Origin of the sequence: Faecalicatena contorta (assembly GCF_003149105.1) — a bacterium.
Lineage (GTDB): Bacteria > Bacillota > Clostridia > Lachnospirales > Lachnospiraceae > Muricomes > Muricomes contortus_C.
Genome location: NZ_QGDS01000005.1, coordinates 48,419 through 67,363, shown reverse-complemented (window position 1 = coordinate 67,363; position 18,945 = coordinate 48,419). Strand labels below are relative to the sequence as shown.

The following is an 18,945-nucleotide window of genomic DNA, read 5'->3' as shown; positions in this document are numbered from 1 at the left end:
TGTAGATGGATGATTACAAGTACCAGCAATCAAAAAGTAAAGGAACTGCTGCAGCTTCAGAAAAAAAGTAAGTCAAGAAACCAGGAGGGCCTCTTTATTGCTGAGGGAAGCCGCATGGTTGGAGAAACGCCGAAGGAAGCGCTGGTGAAGCTGTATGTATCCGAAACTTATTACAAGAAGCACAAGGAAGAGCTGCACAAGGCGGATATTCAGCCGGAGGTGCTGACGGACACTGTGTTTGCCTATGTATCCGATACAAAAACCCCTCAGGGAATTTTGGGCGTTATCCGGCAAATGAATTATAAGCTGGAGGATATAATAGAAAGGGAAAATCCGCATATACTGGTCTTAGATAATATACAGGACCCGGGAAATATGGGGACAATTTTCAGGACCGCGGAAACCGCAGGAGCCACCGGGATACTGATGAGTGGGGATTGTGTAGATTTATACAATCCTAAGACTATACGCTCCACTATGGGAGCAATCTACCGGATGCCTTTTCTCTATCAGGATAATTTGCCGGAGACAATCGGCATATTAAAAAAGAGCGGAATTCATGTCTATGCCGCCCATTTGGAAGGCAAGAATACCTATGACCAGGAAAATTACCTCCAGGGGACAGCGTTTTTAATTGGAAATGAAGGAAATGGTCTGCGCCCCGAGGTTGCAAAATGCGCTGATATCTGGGTTCGTATTCCCATGTCAGGGCAGGCTGAATCATTAAACGCGGCTATGGCTGCAGGGATATTGATGTTTGAGGTAAGCAGGCAGAGACGGCAGTAGATCAATTACAATAGCAGATAAAAGGAGAAGCTTCTTATACGGATCATGACCGTTATAGGAAGCTGTTTCTGTTTTTAGTTACAGTTCAGTCATGCAAATTTTTTAATAAATTCGGGCAGAAACGTTTTTATAAAGTTGCATTTTTATGCAGAAATATAGTATACTATCATAAATTGAGGTGAGTGTATGGAACCAGTACTGGACTTATCGAAAGAATATGGAATTGTATTGGATGGTGGAGGCGCCAGAGGCGCATATCAGATTGGTGCATGGAAGGCGCTGAAAGAAGCAGGGGTAAAGATCAATGCAGTAGCAGGAACCTCTGTAGGTGCTTTAAATGGGGCCCTTATTTGTATGGATGATGTGGAGAATGCGGAGAAGATCTGGAGTGAAATGACATTTTCCAAAGTTATGGATGTGGATGATGACTGGATGGAGCGTCTGTTCAACCGGGAAAATAAGTTCACGGAAGTAATTGCCGAGATCTGGAAGAAACTGTCCGACGGAGGCGTGGATATTACACCGCTGCGGGAAATGATTCACGAGGTGATTGATGAAGACAAAATCCGTTGTTCTGGAAAGGAACTCTGTCTTCTGACCTTTTCTCTGACAGATTTTAAAGAACTGGATTTAGGTCTAAATGACATTCCCGAGATGATGCTGGAAAATTTTCTGCTGGCAAGTTCCTATCTGCTGGGATTTAAAAATGAAAAACTGGATGGAAAACGCTACATTGACGGCGGTATATTTAATAATGTCCCGTTAAAGTCCCTGGTAAAGCGGGGATACACAGATATTATTGAGATCCGCATATACGGGCCGGGCAGAGAACCTCGTGTAAAGATGCCTGAAGGTGGAGTGAAGTACCAGATTGGCCCCAGGGTAGGACTGGGGAGTATTATTGAGTTTGAAGGCAAAAGAAGCCGGCAGAATTTGAAAATTGGATATTACGATGCTAAAAGAGTGATATATGGACTGGAAGGCTTTATTTATTATCTGGAACAGACGCACCATGAACCATGGTTCCAAGAGCAGTTAGCCGATGTTACTGATATAGAAAAAGCTGAGATGGCATTTGTCCTGAAGCTGCCGCTGACATTTACGGAAAAAGATTTGTATATGGCCATGCTGGAGGCCAGTGCGAAGCAGCTGCGTATTCCAAAGTATCAGATATATACAGTAGATGAATTAATAGACCTGACAACCGGGCGATATGAAGAACTGGCGGATAAAATCCATCTGCCCAGGTTTACACATATACTAATGAATATAGGAAGGGAAAACAACATGAACTTAAAAGGAAGAAACTTTTTGACACTGAAGGACTTTACACCGGAAGAAATTATGTATCTGCTTGATTTATCCGCAGAATTCAAGGAAAAAAAGAAAAACGGAGTGCCTGTAGATAACTACAGAGGTAAAAATGTGGCTCTTATTTTTGAGAAAGCAAGTACCAGAACACGCTGCGCATTTGAAGTAGCGGCACACGACCTGGGAATGGGAACCACATACCTGGATCCAAGCGGCTCCCAAATCGGAAAGAAAGAGAGTATTGAGGATACTGCGAGAGTATTGGGCAGGATGTACGATGGTATTGAATACCGTGGTTTTGGGCAGGAGATTGTGGAAGAGCTGGCTAAATATGCAGGTGTTCCCGTATGGAATGGTTTGACAAATGAGTATCATCCGACTCAGATGCTGGCAGACCTTCTCACAATCCGGGAACATTTCGGCAAATTAAAAGGCCTAAAATTAGTATATATGGGAGATGCGAGGTATAATATGGGTAACTCCCTGATGGTAGCATGCTCCAAGATGGGAATGCACTTTGTAGCATGTACAGTAGAAAAGTATTTTCCAAACAAAGAGCTTATAGAGACCTGTAAAGGATACGCAGAAAAATCCGGTGGAACAATCACATTAACAGAAGATGTAAAAGCAGGAACAAAGGATGCAGATGTCATTTGTACCGATGTATGGGTATCCATGGGTGAGCCGGATGAAGTATGGGAAAAACGAATTAAAGAACTCACTCCATATAAAGTGACAAAAGACATCATGGACAATGCAGGAGAAGATGCTATCTTCCTGCACTGCCTCCCTGCATTCCACGATTTAAAGACAACAATCGGGAAAGAGATGGGAGAAAGATTCGGAATTGAAGATATGGAAGTGACAGACGAAGTATTCGAGTCCGAACAGTCCAAAGTATTTGATGAAGCAGAAAACAGGATGCATACCATCAAGGCAGTGATGGCAGCAACTTTAGGGGAATTTTAAGAATATTCTGAAAACGATGTTCAAAAGGGTCTGACCCTTTTGAACGTTTTTCATGAGCTGAGGTGGTGAATTGAAGGCGGACATATTAAAGATGCTGCGGGAAAGTGACGGTTATGTATCCGGTCAGGAGTTATGTGAAAAACTGGGTGTCTCCAGAACAGCAGTATGGAAAGCAGTCAACGGGCTGAAAGAAAAAGGCTACCAGGTTGAGGCTGTGCGGAACCGGGGGTATCGCATTATAGAAAGTCCGGATATCCTGACGAAAGAGGAGCTGTCCAGCATGATAGATACGGCGTGGGCCGGTCAGACAATCTATTATTTTGATCAGATAGACTCTACGAATATCCGTGCAAAACAACTGGGAGAAGAAGGTGCCCCCCACGGAACTTTGATTGTCGCCGGACAGCAAAATGCAGGCCGGGGAAGACGGGGAAGAACATGGGAATCGCCCCCGGGTGTCAGCATATACATGTCCATTGTCCTCAGACCCGAAATGGCTCCTGTAAAAGCTCCCATGCTTACGCTGGTGATGGCATTAAGCGCGGCGGACAGCCTGAAAGAGTGTACAGGTCTGGACGTTCAGATAAAATGGCCAAATGATATTGTTCTGAACGGGAAAAAGCTGGCTGGTATTCTGACGGAAATGAGTACGGAAATGGACTATATAAATCACGTTGTAATAGGCGTGGGAATCAATGTAAATACAGAACGGCTGCCGGAAGAATTAAAGGAAAAAGCAACGTCCCTCCGTCTGGAGACAGGCCGTATCATAAGGCGGAGCGAAATTATTGCTTCTATTATGAAAGAGTTTGAAAAAAATTACCAATTATTTATAGAGACCCAGGGCCTGGGGCAGATGCAGGAGAAATACAACAGCCTGCTCATAAACCGGGAAAAAGAAGTACGGATACTAGGAGTGAAGGAAGGATATGCAGCCTATGCACTGGGAATCAATGAAAAAGGTGAATTACTGGTACGCCGGGACAATGGAGAAATCGAAGCAGTCCTCGCCGGTGAAGTTTCCGTGCGGGGAGTGTATGGGTATGTATAGTTTTAAGAATATTCAGAAAATGACATTCAAAAGGGACAGTCCCTTTTCAAAAGGGTCAGACCCCATTCAAAAGGGACTGTCCCCTTTGAAAAGTTCGTTTGGAAAACTGTTTGGAAGGTCTCTTTGGAAAGGATAATAAATGGAAGAGGAAGTTGTGCTTTGTGCCGCCAATTCTTATGAACAGAAATATTATTTAAATCCTGAGTTTGACATGCTCCCTGAGGGTATCAGGCAGGATCTGCAGATTATGTGTGTGTTATACACAGAAGATGTAGGGGGAGTGCTGATGGTGGTATATAATGAAGAAGGCGCTCTGGAGCTGCGGGTGGAACATGAGGAAGATGATTTTACCTTTGATGAGATTGGAAGTGTCCTGAAAATTAAGGAACTTCAGCGCACAAAGACGGAATTGTTTGAGGCGTTGGAATTGTTCTACAGAGCGTTTTATTTAGGGGAGGATATAGATGTTACTGACGATTGATGTTGGAAATACCAATATAACACTGGGTGTCTTCAATAAGGACAAGCTTGTCGGAACCTTCCGTATGACAACGAAGCAGCCGCGTACTTCGGATGAGTATGGCTTTGCCATCTGTGGAATTCTGGAACACCGTGACATACAAGCCTGTGATATGGATGCAGTGATTATAGCTTCTGTAGTGCCGGACATCATGCACTCTCTCATAAACGGGATTATCAAGTATGTGAAAGTGAATCCTCTTGTTGTGTCTTCCGGCATTAAAACCGGAATCCGGATTGTAACAGAGAATCCCAAGGAAATCGGTCCGGACCGTATTGTGGATGCTGTGGCAGGATATGAGCTTTATGGAGGTCCTGTGATTGTGGTAGATTTTGGAACCGCAACGACCTATGATTTAATCGGCCCCAATGGCACCTTTGAGGCAGGGATTACAGCACCCGGTATTGAGACTGCCGCCCGTTCCCTCTGGGGCGGAGCAGCCATGCTCCCGGCAATTCAGATTAAGAAGCCGAAATTCATACTTGCAAAAGAAACAGTATCCAGTATGCAGGCCGGACTTGTATATGGGGCGATAGGACAGACAGAATATATTGTGGGTAAAATGAAAGAAGAATCCGGCTATAAAAATGCTACTGTGGTAGCTACAGGCGGGCTTGGAAAGATTATTGCCCAGGAGACAAACAGTATTGATATATACAGACCAGACCTGACATTGGACGGACTTCGTCTGATTTATCATAAAAATAAAAAATAGTGAGATAATAGGCATGAAACGATTGAGAATTGGTAATATTGAACTTGAGAATTCTTATATACTAGGACCCATGGCAGGAGTAACAGACCTGCCATTTCGCTTGTTGTGTAAGGAGCAGGGAGCAGGACTTGTTTGCATGGAAATGGTCAGCGCCAAAGGAATTATGTATCATAATAAAAATACAGAAAGTCTTCTGAAAATTCATCCTGAGGAAATGCCCGCGTCGCTGCAGTTCTTTGGCTCTGAGCCGAAAATTCTCAGTGAAATGGCAAAAAGAATAGAAGAGCGCCCTTTCACATTTTTAGATATCAACATGGGATGTCCAGTCCCTAAAGTGGTGAGAAACGGTGAAGGCTCAGCACTTATGAAAAATCCCAGGCTGGTCTATGAATTGGTCAGTGCCGTAGTAAAAGCCATTGAAAAGCCCGTAACGGTAAAAATTAGAAAGGGTTTTAATGATGAGCAGGTCAATGCAGTAGAAATTGCTAAGATTATCGAAGAAGCTGGGGCGGCCGCCGTAGCAGTCCACGGGAGGACAAGAGAGCAGTATTATTCCGGCAGGGCGGATTGGGAGATTATCCGTCAGGTAAAGGAGGCGGTATCTATTCCGGTTATTGGAAATGGCGATGTGACATCCGGGGAAAGAGCAATTGCCATGCAGGAGCAGACCGGCTGTGATGGCGTTATGATAGCCCGGGGCGCCCAGGGAAACCCGTGGATTTTTTCTGAATTGACAGCATATGAACAGACAGGGGAGCTTCCGCCCAGGCCAACCCTCGAGGAGATTAAAAAAACCATGCTGCGGCATGCACGGCTCCAGCTTGAATATAAAGGCGAATATATGGGAATCCGGGAGATGAGAAAACATGTAGCGTGGTATGTAAAGGGACTTCATGGCGCTGCCCGGCTGAGGGATGAGATTAATAAGGTAGAGTCTTATGAAGGGCTTGAAAATATCTTGACATCATTATAGGTATTAGTTATAATATTGAAATTGTGAAATATAAATTTAAACAAGACGGAAACAGGGCTTACAGGCATTTATTAAGAGGAAAACTACTTGTTATTTATAGAAGGCTGAGATACGGGAGATAAGGGGAAGCAAAGAAAAGAAAAGGAGCAATTAATAATGGCAGAAGCAAAGAAAAGATTACTTACTTATGCAGGTTTGAAATCACTGGAAGATGAGTTAGAGAATCTGAAGGTAATCAAACGAAAAGAGGTCGCTGCGAAAATTAAGGAAGCGAGAGAACAAGGGGACTTATCAGAGAATGCAGAGTATGATGCAGCTAAGGATGAGCAGCGTGATATTGAGACCCGCATAGAAGAGCTGGAAAATATCCTTAAAAATGTAGAAGTAGTAGTTGAGGATGAAGTAGATTTTGATAAGATTAATGTGGGATGTAAAGTAAAGGTATTTGATGTAACATTTGATGAGGAAATGGAATTTAAAATTGTTGGCTCAACTGAGGCTAACAGCCTGGAAGGTAAGATTTCCAATGAATCTCCAGTAGGTCAGGCACTGCTTGGCAAAAAAACCGGAGAATTAGTAGATGTAGAAACACAGGCAGGGCAGATTCAGTATAAGGTGCTTGAAATCAGCCGTGCCATGTAATAATTGCAGAAATATCTATCATGTTACTTAGGCAGGAAAGAACTTTGCCAAAGGAGGCAGGATTACTTTGCAGCTAAGGTTTGGAAAATACCGGACCTTAGCTGTTAAAGCAGGAAGGAGAGAAATAGTGTCGGAGCAGCAGAAAAATAATGAGAAGAACACACAGCAGAAAAATACACAGGAACCAGATCTGAATCAGTTGAGAAAGGTCCGCCGTGAAAAGCTGGCAGAATTACAGAAAGACGGAAAAGATCCTTTTGTAATCACGAAGTATGAGCAGACACATCATAGCCAGGAACTGAAAGACCATTTTGAGGAACTGGAAGGAAAGGAAGTATCCATTGCCGGACGTATGATGTCCAAGCGTGTCATGGGAAAAGCATCCTTCTGTAATGTCCAGGACCTGAAAGGAAACATTCAGTCTTACGTGGCAAGGGACAGCATTGGAGAAGATGCCTACAAAGAATTCAAGAAAATGGACGTAGGAGATATTGTAGGAATTGTAGGTGAGGTATTCCGCACCAAGACGGGTGAGATGTCTATCCATGCAGCTTCTGTTAAATTGCTTTCCAAGAGCCTGCAGATACTGCCTGAGAAATTTCATGGGCTGACAAATACAGATATCCGTTACCGTCAGAGATATGTAGACTTGATTATGAATCCTGAAGTAAAGGATACATTTATCAAGCGTTCTAAAATCCTGAGTGCTATCAGAAGATATCTGGACAACGATGGATTTATGGAAGTCGAGACACCTATGCTGGTAAGTAATGCCGGCGGTGCTGCGGCAAGACCTTTTGAAACACATTTTAATGCCCTGGATGAAGACTTTAAGCTTCGCATCTCTTTGGAATTGTACCTGAAGAGACTGATTGTAGGCGGCATGGAACGTGTGTATGAAATTGGACGAGTATTCCGCAATGAGGGACTTGACACAAGACATAACCCAGAGTTCACATTAATGGAGCTGTATCAGGCATATACCGATTATCATGGCATGATGGATCTGACAGAGAACCTGTACCGCCATGTAGCTCAGGAAGTACTGGGAACTACTACGATTGTTTATAATGGTATTGAAATGGATTTAGGCAAACCATTTGAAAGAATTACAATGGTCGATGCCGTGAAAAAATATGCAGGTATTGATTTCAATGAAATTAAAACCACGGAAGAAGCAAAAGCACTGGCAAAGGAAAAAGGTGTTGAATTTGAAAAGAGACATGAAAAGGGAGATATCCTGAGCCTGTTCTTTGAAGAATATGTGGAGGAACACTTGATTCAGCCGACTTTTGTTATGGACCATCCTATAGAGATTTCTCCGCTGACAAAGAAAAAACCGGAGAATCCGGAATATGTAGAACGTTTCGAGTTCTTTATGAATGGCTGGGAGATGGCAAATGCTTACTCCGAGCTGAATGACCCCATTGACCAGAGAGAACGCTTTAAGGCACAGGAAGCACTGCTGGCACAGGGAGATGAAGAGGCAAACACAACAGATGAAGACTTCCTGAATGCACTGGAAGTTGGTATGCCCCCTACAGGCGGAATTGGATTTGGGATTGACAGAATGTGTATGCTGCTGACAGACTCGGCGGCTATTCGGGATGTATTGTTGTTCCCGACAATGAAGTCACTCGGTGATGTAAATAAGAAAAATGATGTAAAAAATCAGGCTGCCGAAGAAATGAAAGCAGAGCCGGAAAAAATTGATTTCTCTAATGTAAAGATTGAGCCTTTATTCGAGGAAGAAGTTGATTTTGATACATTCAGCAAGTCAGATTTCAGAGCTGTAAAGGTTAAAGAGTGTGTTGCAGTACCGAAGTCAAAGAAACTGTTACAGTTTACGCTTGATGACGGAACAGGCACAGACAGAACCATTTTAAGCGGTATTCATAGCTTTTATGAGCCGGAAGAACTGGTTGGAAAGACTCTTATTGCTATCACAAATCTTCCACCGAGAGCTATGATGGGCATTGACTCTTGCGGTATGCTCCTCAGTGCTATCCACGAAGAAGAAGGCGAAGAAAAGCTCCATCTTCTGATGGTTGATGACCACATTCCAGCAGGTGCAAAGCTCTATTAAGATGATGTAAAGATGTACCGTTTTACCGAATAGACGGGATGTACTTCATTTGATAAAAAACTAAAAAAACAGCGATTTACATCAAACTTACATCAATTGATGCAGAAATCGGTGCAAGCAAGAAAAAATCGCATAATTAGAGCAATGAGTGGGCAATTCCAATCGGAGTTGCCCATTTTTAAAACAAACAGAAATACAAATCGGAATTTGAAGGAGTGCACATGATGAAAAGAAACAAAATAACAGCATTATTATATTTTATAATGTCTTTGCTTTTCTACGTTAGTGCTATATTAAATTTTACTAGTGATGTTAGGATGGGTGTTATATATCTATGTCTAGGTTCAACCTCTTTGTGTTTTGGTGCTACATGGTTGAATAAAAATAAAAAAGATGATGATAACAAATAAATCGGAATTTGACCGATCTCTTTAGAGCGAGGGACGCTTCTTGTCCGTAAGACAAGAAGATATAGATTAGGTACTCTTTTTATAGGAAGGTGATTGAATGAACGAGCAATTCATACAAGGGGTAATATTCGATTGGAATAGAATTGACAACAACAGTTATTTAAAGAAAATAGAGGCTTTTAAAGGTGTTGAAAAACTTGATTTCAATAAATCAATCACTTTTTTTGTTGGAGAAAATGGCAGTGGTAAATCAACTTTGTTGGAGGCACTTGCTGTAGCACATGGTTTTAATCCTGAGGGGGGAACAAGAAACTATGTTTTTTCTACTCATGATACACATTCAGAATTGTGCAATGCGATAAGAATTTCCAAAGGATATCGAAAAGAAAAGTGGGGATATTTTCTTAGAGCTGAAAGCTTTTATAATGTTGCAACACAAGAAGAGGAATATGCAGATATGGCACATCCTTCGGCTAAATATCATGAAAAGTCACATGGAGAGAGTTTTTTAGCATTAGCACAGAATAATTTACAAGCTAATGGTTTATATCTTTTTGATGAGCCAGAAGCAGCATTGTCACCGCAGAGACAACTTACATTGTTAATGGAAATATATAAATGTGCAAAGAAAGGGGCACAGTTTTTTATAGTTACACATTCTCCTATTTTATTAGGTATTCCAGATGCAGATATATATTGTTTTGATGATGGAAGTATACATTTATGTGAGTATGAGGAAACGGAAAATTACCAAATTACAGAGATGTTTATAAACAATAGGAAGATATTGCTAGATAGATTACTAACAGATTAGGTATAAAGATATCGACAGATTCCAGTTTGCCAACCTGCCCTTTGAGAGAGGAGAAATCCTTTTCTCAAAGGGCTTTTTCTATTTACACGGATATTCGCAAACTACAAGATAAAGCTAAAACTTCATATACTCTAAACACAAGGAGGTTGAGGTTTGGCTATGAACAACAGTTTAGCAGAAGTACATCCGGGACTTGTTTTGGAGTGGTCAGAGAAGAATTTACCGCTTACACCTGATGATATTACCTTCGGCTCAAATAAAAAAGTATGGTGGAAAGGTGCTTGCGGTCACGAGTGGGAAACAAGCGTAAAGGCTCGTTCCAACGGCGAGAAATGCCCTATTTGTTCAGGTGCAAGAGTGATTGTAGGGATTAACGATTTGGCGACATTAGAGCCGCTACTGGCAAAGCAGTGGTCGGAAAAGAATAAGATAAAACCGACAGAGGTTTCTATTGGCTCTCATAAGAAAGTGATTTGGAGATGCGAGAAAGGTCACGAGTGGGAAGCAGCCGTTAAGAGCAGGACAATAAATAAAACAGGTTGCCCGTATTGCTCCCATAATAAAGTGTTGGTAGGATTTAATGACCTTGCAACGCTTCTGCCGGATATAGCAGCCGAGTGGTCGGACAGAAATTATCCGTTACTTCCAACTCAGGTTACGGTCTTTGCCAATCGTAAGGCTTGGTGGAAGTGTAAGGATTGCGGCAGAGAATGGAACACCCTTATTTCTACCCGTTCCGGTGGGAGTAAATGCCCGTATTGCAGTGGGTACATATTCCTGAAAGGGTTTAACGATTTGCAGACAACACACCCTGAAATTGCTTCTGAGTGGTCGGAGAAGAACTTGTCATTGAAGCCTGATGAAGTAAATGCAAAGTCGAGGAAAAATGCTTGGTGGAGATGCAGTAAATGCGGTAACGAGTGGAAATCAGTTATCAATGCCCGTGTGAAAGGTACGGTATGCCCTGTTTGTGCGGAGAGAGAAGTCCTTGCCGGATATAATGATTTGGCGACAACAGATAGTCAGCTTCTTGGCGAATGGGATTATGAACAGAATAAATGGAAACCGACAGAGGTATCACGAAATTCAGCAAAGAGAGCGTGGTGGAAATGCAGGCACGGTCATTCGTGGAGTATGAAGATAAATGAAAGAACGATATTGAATAAAGGCTGTCGAATTTGTGAGCAGGAGTATTTGTCATTGTTCCCTGCTTTGGCGGTCAGCTATTATTCTAATAAGAAAGGCTTGAAAGCAGAACTTGGTTCTGACCGATTGCTTGGAGTTCCGCTTGAAACATACATACCTTCAGAAAAGTTGGCTATTGAGTCGGGAAGTGCTGACGAGAATATAGAAATAATGAAAGCATATATGTGTAAGCAACGAGGGATAAGGCTGATTAAGCTGCCGATGAAAGGCACAGAACTGGATTATGCCAATAGCTTAAAGAAAGCTCTTCAGAGCGTACATATATTTATTTCTTCTGATACAGAGGAAGATGTGGAGATAATCAAAAATACATTTGAAAGATGGAGGGACAGCCAATGAGAGAGAAAACCTATCATCTATACTTAAATGAAGAAGAACGAAGCCGAGTGATACAATCGCTCATTGAACTGAAGAACAATTTAGCAGCTCAGGGACGATACACCGATGCAGTAGATGATGTCCTCTGCAAAGTGCTTGAAGCAAAGAAAAAGAAATTGAAAATTGAATACATTTAGAACGTGTTTTGCCGTCTGTTTCCTAACCGGAGCAGGCGGCTTTTTTAATTTCCAAAAATTTTTTTGAAATATTTTTGGAAAAGCGGAGATTTTGGGTGTGCATTTCATACCCCTTTGTCCAAATGAGTGAAGGGGTTCATTCCGGATAGCAAAAACGGAAGCCTTTTCGCTTGAAAATTGAATAAGTCATTCACTAAGACTTTATTTCTGATGATAGCCACTTTAGCAGGTACGCCGTAATTTCTGTATTTCAGAATAGCGAGAACTCCGGCTATAAGTATCAGGTTGCTCCTGATATGGCGATGACAGTCAGAATGATAATGATACTTCTCTACGGAGCTGGCGGAGTACCCGGCAGAGGTTAGAATCCTATGATACAGATAAGCAGTCTGTTCCTTAGTGACTTCCCATAAGCATTTTGCTTGGCAAGGGGTGTTGAGAACAAATATTGCCATGACCGATTAGGAAATGAGTCGGTCAGGTACATAGCCATAATGCGGTGGCTATGAATTTTCAGAAAGGAGGGCAAAAAGAAGTGTCAAACTGTAAAACGATTTCCGTATGTAACCAGAAAGGCGGAGTCGGAAAGACCACCACAACCGTTAATCTCGGAGTCGGGCTTGCAATGCAGGGAAAGAAAGTATTGCTCATAGACGCAGACCCGCAGGGAGATTTAACGACTTGTCTCGGTTGGCAGGATACAGACGGCTTGGGTATCACGCTTGCAACGAAACTCACAGATGTAATCAATGAAACGATGACAGACCCTATGGTTGGTATCCTGCACCACGAAGAAGGTGTTGACCTTGTCCCGGCAAACCTTGAGCTTTCAGCAATGGAATTTAACCTTATGAACGCAATGAGCAGAGAAACTACACTCAAGAACTATCTGAGGCAAGTGAAAAACAGATATGATTATGTAATTATAGACTGTATGCCTTCACTTGGTATGGTTACTCTCAATGCTTTATCGGCGGCAGACAGTGTTATCATTCCGGTTCAGGCTCAGTATTTGCCGGCAAAGGGTATGACACAGCTTGTGCAGACCATTTCAAAAGTAAAGAAGTATATCAATCCTGATATTAAGATAGACGGTATGCTGCTTACTTTGGTGGATAGCCGAACAAACCTTGCAAAGAGTACGGTGGAAGCACTCAGGGCAAACTTCGGTAATCAGATAAGAATGTATCGAACACAAATTCCGATTGCCGTGAAAGCTGCTGAAACTTCTTCCAAAGGTAAAAGCATTTATGCTTATGAGCCAAACAGCACAGTGTCAAAGGCATACGCTGAATTTACAAAGGAGGTGTTAGCTGATGGCAGGAAGAAAGAGCGACTTCACTCTCACGAAGCTCGATGATTTATTTACCACTCAGGCACAGAGAGATGAAGAACAGCTTTCAAAAATCCGAGATATTCCGTTGGAGCTGATTGATGATTTTCCCGACCACCCGTTTAAGGTCAGGGACGATGAGGATATGATGCAGCTTGTGGAGAGTGTCAAGGAAAGAGGAGTTATTACTCCGGCAACGGTAAGGCAGAAAGAGGACGGCAGATATGAACTTGTTTCAGGACACAGACGAAAGCGAGCGTGTGAACTGGCAGGATTTGAAACACTGCGAAGTGAGATTGTAGACCTGAACAGAGATGAAGCGACCATTTTAATGGTTGAAAGTAATTTCCAGAGGTCAGAGATATTGCCGAGTGAAAAAGCCTTTGCCTATAAAATGCGTTTGGAAGCAATGAAAAGACAAGCAGGCAGACCGAGCAAAGAAAATGGAGTCCCAGTGGGACACAATTCTATTGTGGGTAAATCAAGAGAGATTTTAGCTTCTGAGAGTCAGGACAGTAACACACAAATACAGCGTTATGTCCGCCTGACAAACCTTGTTCCCGAACTGCTTGAATTTGTTGACGAGGGGCGTATTAAAATGCGTCCTGCCGTAGAACTTTCCTATCTTGATGAAGATTGCCAGCGTGATGTGGTTGATGAAATCGACCTGAATGACGCTACCCCGTCACACGACCAGACAATCCGTATGCGAAAGTTATTCAACGAGGGCAACCTTACAACAGAAGCAATCCACGCTGTTATGTCTGAGGAAAAGCCGAACCAAAAGGAAAAAATCGTGTTGAGGGGCGACAGAGTAAGACAGCTTATCCCGAAAAATATTCCCGTCAGTCAGACGGAGGATTTTGTCTGCAAGGCATTGGAGCATTACAACAAGTTCTTGCGTAATCGTGCAGAGCGTGACAGCAGATAGCCTATTTTACAGTTCCCCTTTCTCACACTCTAACCCCTTAGTTATACTTTTACCTACCGAAAATGATATATACTATCTCACTTGAATATAACTATCTCAAAGTATATGTCTATCTCTAAGGGGCAATCGCACAGTATGAACGGACAGGAGGTGTATGGTAAAATGAAAAATTAACGAAAAATCCGCATTTGTTTTTCGGCAGGTAAATCTTGTCGTAAGAGAAAATCCACAAAGGCACATCGTAGAGATACGGTGTGTTTTTCAATTTTTACAGGAGGAAACGCAATGATAAAGTCAAAATTCAAAAGAGTCACGTCGCTTTTCTTGGCGACCCTTATGTGTGTGACCACTTTTGCAGGCATTGGCTCGACAACAGCATATGCTGCTTCGGGAGAAAAAGCCGATGTTTATATGGTCGATTTCCCTCGTGATGGCGATGCTAATTACGATGGGGTATGGGGACACAGTAATTTGACCTTGAAAAATGGTTGGCATACCGGACGTTCCAATTTTACCAATCTTAAGGCTATTGGCTCATACTCAGGCAATGTTGCATATTGTATTGAGCCGGGAATTTCACTCAAGGTTGGTCAGACAATGAATAAGTATGACGAAAATTATTTTAATAACCTTGCAGCCAATGGGGTTATTTCCGGAGATGAAATCCGTCTTTTCGTTGGTCGTATTTTACAGTATGGCTACCGTGGGACTATTTCGACATCTTGGAGGTCACAGAATGAAGCGGCAGCAAACAGCATTGCACAGGCTTATGCCACACAGCTTCTTATCTGGGAAACTGTTATCGGAGAGCGTGATGCGAATTTCAATCATGTAGCAGCCAGTGGTTGCAGCAATGTGAAAGATGTCATCAATGCAAAGCATCCGCTCCGCAATAAGATTTTCAGTTATTACAACAGTATGGTGCAGAGTGTACAGAACCATGCGACCATACCGAGCTTTTGTAATAAATCATCCGGTTCGGCAAAGACAATAGAATTTGAGTGGAACGGAAGTAAGTACACAACTACTCTGACAGACTCCAATAATGTGCTGTCCAAATATAATTTCAAAGCAAGTATCAGTGGAGTGAGCTTTTCAGTGAATGGTAACAAACTTACTGTTTCTATGGATACTGCACCGAGTAAGGAATTTACCATTACAGCAACGAAGAAAAATGCAGTCCGCAGAGGTGTGGTTGTATGGTCAGAGGGTAAACACGGTCAGAATTCCAGTGTGCAGGATGTTGTCAGCTATGCTCAGGAAGTAAGCGACAGTATCAACGGTTATGTGAAAATGAAAGTCAGCTATGGTTCTTGTCAGATTGTAAAGACCAGTGAGGACGGCAAGGTTGACGGTATCAACTTCACGATTACCGGAAACGGTATCAATCAGACGGTTACAACAGCCAATGGCGGTAAATTCCAGATTGATAACCTTATGCCGGGTATCTATACCGTAACCGAGCAGGCATACGATAAGTACGAGCCGCAGGAAACACATAGAGTTACGGTTGTGGCAGGGCAGGTTGCAAAGGTCAATTTCAATAACAAATTGAAGCGTGGCGACCTTCAGGTAGTGAAGTCCTCGGAAGATAACCTTGTTGAAGGTGTGAAGTTCCATCTTTTCGGTACTTCTCTTTCCGGTGATGCTGTTGACCAGTATGCAGTTACGGACAAAGACGGTGTGGCAACTTTCAACGATGTGCTTATCAGTGGTTCTGAACCATATACTCTTGAGGAAGTGGACACAGCTATCCGTTATGTTGTGCCAAAAAATCAGACTGCACCAGTGAAGTGGAAAGAAGTAACCACAAGAAACTTCAATAACATTTTGAAGAAATTTACTGTAACAGTAACAAAGAGCGACGCTGAGAAAGGCGAAGCACAGGGCAATGCCAAACTTTCGGGAGCAGTTTATGGTATCTATAAGGGAGAAACGCTTGTAGATAAGTATGTTACTGGTGAAAACGGTCAGTTCACTACTAAAGAATATGTTTGTGATACCGACTGGACAATCCGAGAAATCACACCGTCAGAGGGATATTTGCTTGATAAGACTATCCATAAAGTAGGTGCAGACCCGAAACTTTATGAGGTGGAACACAACCTTACTTCCAATGATGTAACCGAGCAGGTAATCAAAGGTAACGTGGCTATCATTAAACACACTGATGATGGAGAAACAAAGATTGAAACTCCTGAAAAGGGTGCTTCCTTTGAGATTTATTTGAAATCTGCCGGAAGCTATGACGCAGCCAATAAAGACGAGAGAGATACCATTGTTTGCGATGAAAATGGCTTCGGTCAGACAAAAGATATGCCGTATGGTATTTATACCGTACACCAGACTTCCGGTTGGGAAGGCAGAGAGATGATGGATGATTTTGATGTGTTCATTTCACAGAACGCACAGACCTACCGTTATCTCATCAATAACCGTAACTTTGAGAGCTTTGTCAATGTAGTCAAAGTGGACGCAGAAAGCGGAAAGAGTATTCCGTATGCAGGAGCAGGATTTAAGATTTACGACCCACAGGGCAATCAGGTCAAAATGACCTTTACTTATCCGACACCGACCACGATTGATGTGTTCTATACCGACGCAAATGGTTCCCTTGTAACACCTGAGAAACTGGATTATGGCAAGGGATATTCTATCGTAGAGGTACAAGCTCCATACGGATATGTACTTGATGATACTCCGGTATATTTTGATATTACCGAAGAAAATTCCACAGAGGAAGGCGGCGTAACTGTTGTGAAAGTCAATAAGCCGAATATGGCACAGAAAGGTACTATCACGGTTGAAAAGACCGGAGAAGTATTTAGCGGTGTCAATGTAAGTGGTTCTGAGGACAGTGATGTTATCTATCAGCCTGTTTATGAAGTGTCAGGACTTGAGGGTGCAGTTTATGAAGTCCGTGCTGCGGAAGATATTAGCACACCGGACGGTACACTCCGCTATTCAAAGGGCGAAGTGGTAGATACTATCACAACAAGCTCCGATGGATTTGTTAAGAGCAAAGAACTTTATCTCGGAAAATACGAGGTCAAGGAAATTACCGCACCTGATGGAATGGTAGTGAGTGGCGAAACACATACGGTTGAGCTTACTTATGCAGGTCAGGATATCTCTGTTACCGAAACTTCCACATCGTTCTATAACGATAGACAGAAAGTGCAGGTAAGCCTTGCAAAAGCCATTGAAAAGGATAAGACATTTGGTATTGGCGACAACGGAGAAATCAAAAACATCAGCTTTGGTCTTTATGCCGCAGAAGATATTGTATCTGCAAGCGGTACAGTTATTCCGGCTGATGGACTGATTGAGATTGTCAGCGTAAATGAAAATGGAACTGCTGTTATGAAGTCAGACCTTCCGTTTGGCAAATACTATGTCAAAGAGATTGCAACCGATGAGCATTATATTCTCTCTGATACGAAGTATCCGGTTGTATTTGAATACGCAGGTCAGGATACCGCAACGGTTGAAATCAAAGTGAATGACGGAAAAGAAATCAAGAATGAACTTTTCTATGGTTCTGTATCAGGTAAGAAGATTGACGAGAATGGAGAAGCACTTGAGGGTGCTGTTATCGGTATCTTCAAAGCCGAAGAAACAGAATTTACAAAGGATACTGCACTTATGACGACTACCTCTGCAAAAGACGGTAGTTTTTCTTTTGCAAAAGTTCCTTATGGCAAATGGATTGTAAGAGAAATCGAGCAGCCAAAGGGATTTGTTCTTGATGAAAAAGCGTATGAGGTCAATATCAGCAAAGCCGAGCAGGTAGTTGAAATTGAGATTATCAATGAGTATGTTCACGGCAATATCATACTCACGAAGGTGGATGCTGAATATCCGGATAACAAGCTTACGGGTGCAACCTTTGAGGTATATAAGGACACCAATGAGAACGGAAAGATTGATGATGGAGATGAACTTATCGGAAATCTTGAAGAAACTGAAACCGGAATTTATGAGATGAAAGAGCTGCTTTACGGAAAATATATTGTCCGTGAAACAAAAGCACCGGAGGGCTTCCTGCTTGATAAGGGAGAATACTCTGTTTTCATTGAGAAAGACGAAACAACTTATTCCGTTGAGAATAAGGCTGGAGTTGGATTTATCAATGAAGCTATGCGTGGAACACTGAAAATCGTCAAGACATCTTCAGACGGTAAGGTCAAAGGTTTTGCGTTCAGAGTAACCGGAGCAAACGGGTATGATATGACATTTGAAACAGATATGAATGGCGAAATCGTGATTGAGGGACTTCGTATTGGCGAATATACCGTATCAGAAGTGGCAAACAATGCGTCTGCCGCATATATCACACCTGCCGACCAGAATGTTACTATCAAACTTGATGAAACAGCCGTTGTAAAAATGCACAATGAGTTAAGAGATACGCCGAAAACAGGAGATGATACCAATATGAAACTTTGGTATGTCCTTGCCGGACTTTCTGCTGTCGGTATCGCTATAACTTCTGTTGTTGCACACAAAAAGAAGAAAAAGGAGAGTAACGAGTAATGGAAGCAAAGACAATTATCGCTATCGCATTAGTTGCCGTTATTGTCGGCGGCTTTATCTTTCTTCAGGTTAAAAACCGTAAGAAGTAAGTAACAAGCGAACATTAACCAGTCGGGGCAGAGCGTAAAAACTCTGTCCCTTTAATTT

14 protein-coding genes are annotated in these 18,945 nt (G+C 42.4%); all 14 read left to right on the top strand.

Features of this window, described 5'->3' with window-relative positions; genetic code table 11:
* Positions 1–9 precede the first annotated feature (9 nt).
* The 14 genes from A8805_RS10000 (at position 10) to A8805_RS09920 (ending at position 18,798) form a co-directional block, all read left to right on the top strand.
* Complete coding sequence (locus A8805_RS10000) at positions 10–786, top strand: TrmH family RNA methyltransferase (RefSeq protein ID WP_109710668.1); 777 nt, start codon at positions 10–12, stop codon at positions 784–786.
* A 186-nt stretch (positions 787–972) separates the two neighbouring features.
* Positions 973–3,066: an ornithine carbamoyltransferase gene (gene argF / locus A8805_RS22985; protein WP_109710665.1), complete on the top strand. Its 2,094-nt coding sequence runs from the start codon at positions 973–975 to the stop codon at positions 3,064–3,066.
* Between the two features lie 70 nt (positions 3,067–3,136).
* Positions 3,137–4,117 carry a biotin--[acetyl-CoA-carboxylase] ligase gene (locus A8805_RS09990; RefSeq protein ID WP_109710663.1) on the top strand — a complete coding sequence of 327 codons (981 nt, stop codon included), beginning with the start codon at positions 3,137–3,139 and terminating at the stop codon, positions 4,115–4,117.
* Positions 4,118–4,256: 139 nt separating this feature from the next.
* A complete protein-coding gene (locus tag A8805_RS09985) occupies positions 4,257–4,598 on the top strand; it encodes a DUF6145 family protein (protein WP_109710660.1) in 342 nt (113 codons plus the stop codon).
* Positions 4,582–5,352, top strand: a complete 771-nt coding sequence (locus A8805_RS09980; protein WP_109710658.1) for a type III pantothenate kinase — start codon at positions 4,582–4,584, stop codon at positions 5,350–5,352. The genes A8805_RS09985 and A8805_RS09980 overlap by 17 nt, the downstream gene beginning before the upstream one ends.
* A gap of 13 nt (positions 5,353–5,365) precedes the next feature.
* A complete protein-coding gene (gene dusB / locus A8805_RS09975) occupies positions 5,366–6,325 on the top strand; it encodes a tRNA dihydrouridine synthase DusB (RefSeq protein ID WP_109710655.1) in 960 nt (319 codons plus the stop codon).
* Positions 6,326–6,481: 156 nt separating this feature from the next.
* On the top strand, positions 6,482–6,967 hold the full coding sequence (greA, locus tag A8805_RS09970; RefSeq protein ID WP_109710653.1) for a transcription elongation factor GreA: 486 nt from the start codon (positions 6,482–6,484) through the stop codon (positions 6,965–6,967).
* A gap of 127 nt (positions 6,968–7,094) precedes the next feature.
* A complete protein-coding gene (gene lysS / locus A8805_RS09965) occupies positions 7,095–9,053 on the top strand; it encodes a lysine--tRNA ligase (RefSeq protein ID WP_109711061.1) in 1,959 nt (652 codons plus the stop codon).
* 507 nt (positions 9,054–9,560) lie between these two features.
* Entirely contained in the window at positions 9,561–10,277 is a 717-nt protein-coding gene (locus A8805_RS09950) for an AAA family ATPase (RefSeq protein WP_109710650.1), read from the top strand.
* Between the two features lie 159 nt (positions 10,278–10,436).
* Positions 10,437–11,822 carry a zinc-ribbon domain-containing protein gene (locus A8805_RS09940; RefSeq protein WP_109710646.1) on the top strand — a complete coding sequence of 462 codons (1,386 nt, stop codon included), beginning with the start codon at positions 10,437–10,439 and terminating at the stop codon, positions 11,820–11,822.
* The gene (locus A8805_RS09935; protein WP_002594660.1) at positions 11,819–11,998 is read left to right on the top strand and encodes a hypothetical protein; all 180 of its coding nucleotides are present in this window, start codon (positions 11,819–11,821) and stop codon (positions 11,996–11,998) included. The genes A8805_RS09940 and A8805_RS09935 overlap by 4 nt, the downstream gene beginning before the upstream one ends.
* A gap of 535 nt (positions 11,999–12,533) precedes the next feature.
* Positions 12,534–13,358, top strand: a complete 825-nt coding sequence (locus A8805_RS09930; RefSeq protein WP_109710644.1) for a ParA family protein — start codon at positions 12,534–12,536, stop codon at positions 13,356–13,358.
* Positions 13,315–14,262 (top strand): ParB/RepB/Spo0J family partition protein, encoded by a 948-nt coding sequence (locus tag A8805_RS09925; RefSeq protein WP_055215103.1) that lies wholly within the window; start codon positions 13,315–13,317, stop codon positions 14,260–14,262. The genes A8805_RS09930 and A8805_RS09925 overlap by 44 nt, the downstream gene beginning before the upstream one ends.
* 285 nt (positions 14,263–14,547) lie before the next feature.
* Positions 14,548–18,798 (top strand): SpaA isopeptide-forming pilin-related protein, encoded by a 4,251-nt coding sequence (locus A8805_RS09920; RefSeq protein ID WP_109710641.1) that lies wholly within the window; start codon positions 14,548–14,550, stop codon positions 18,796–18,798.
* Positions 18,799–18,945: the final 147 nt, after the last annotated feature.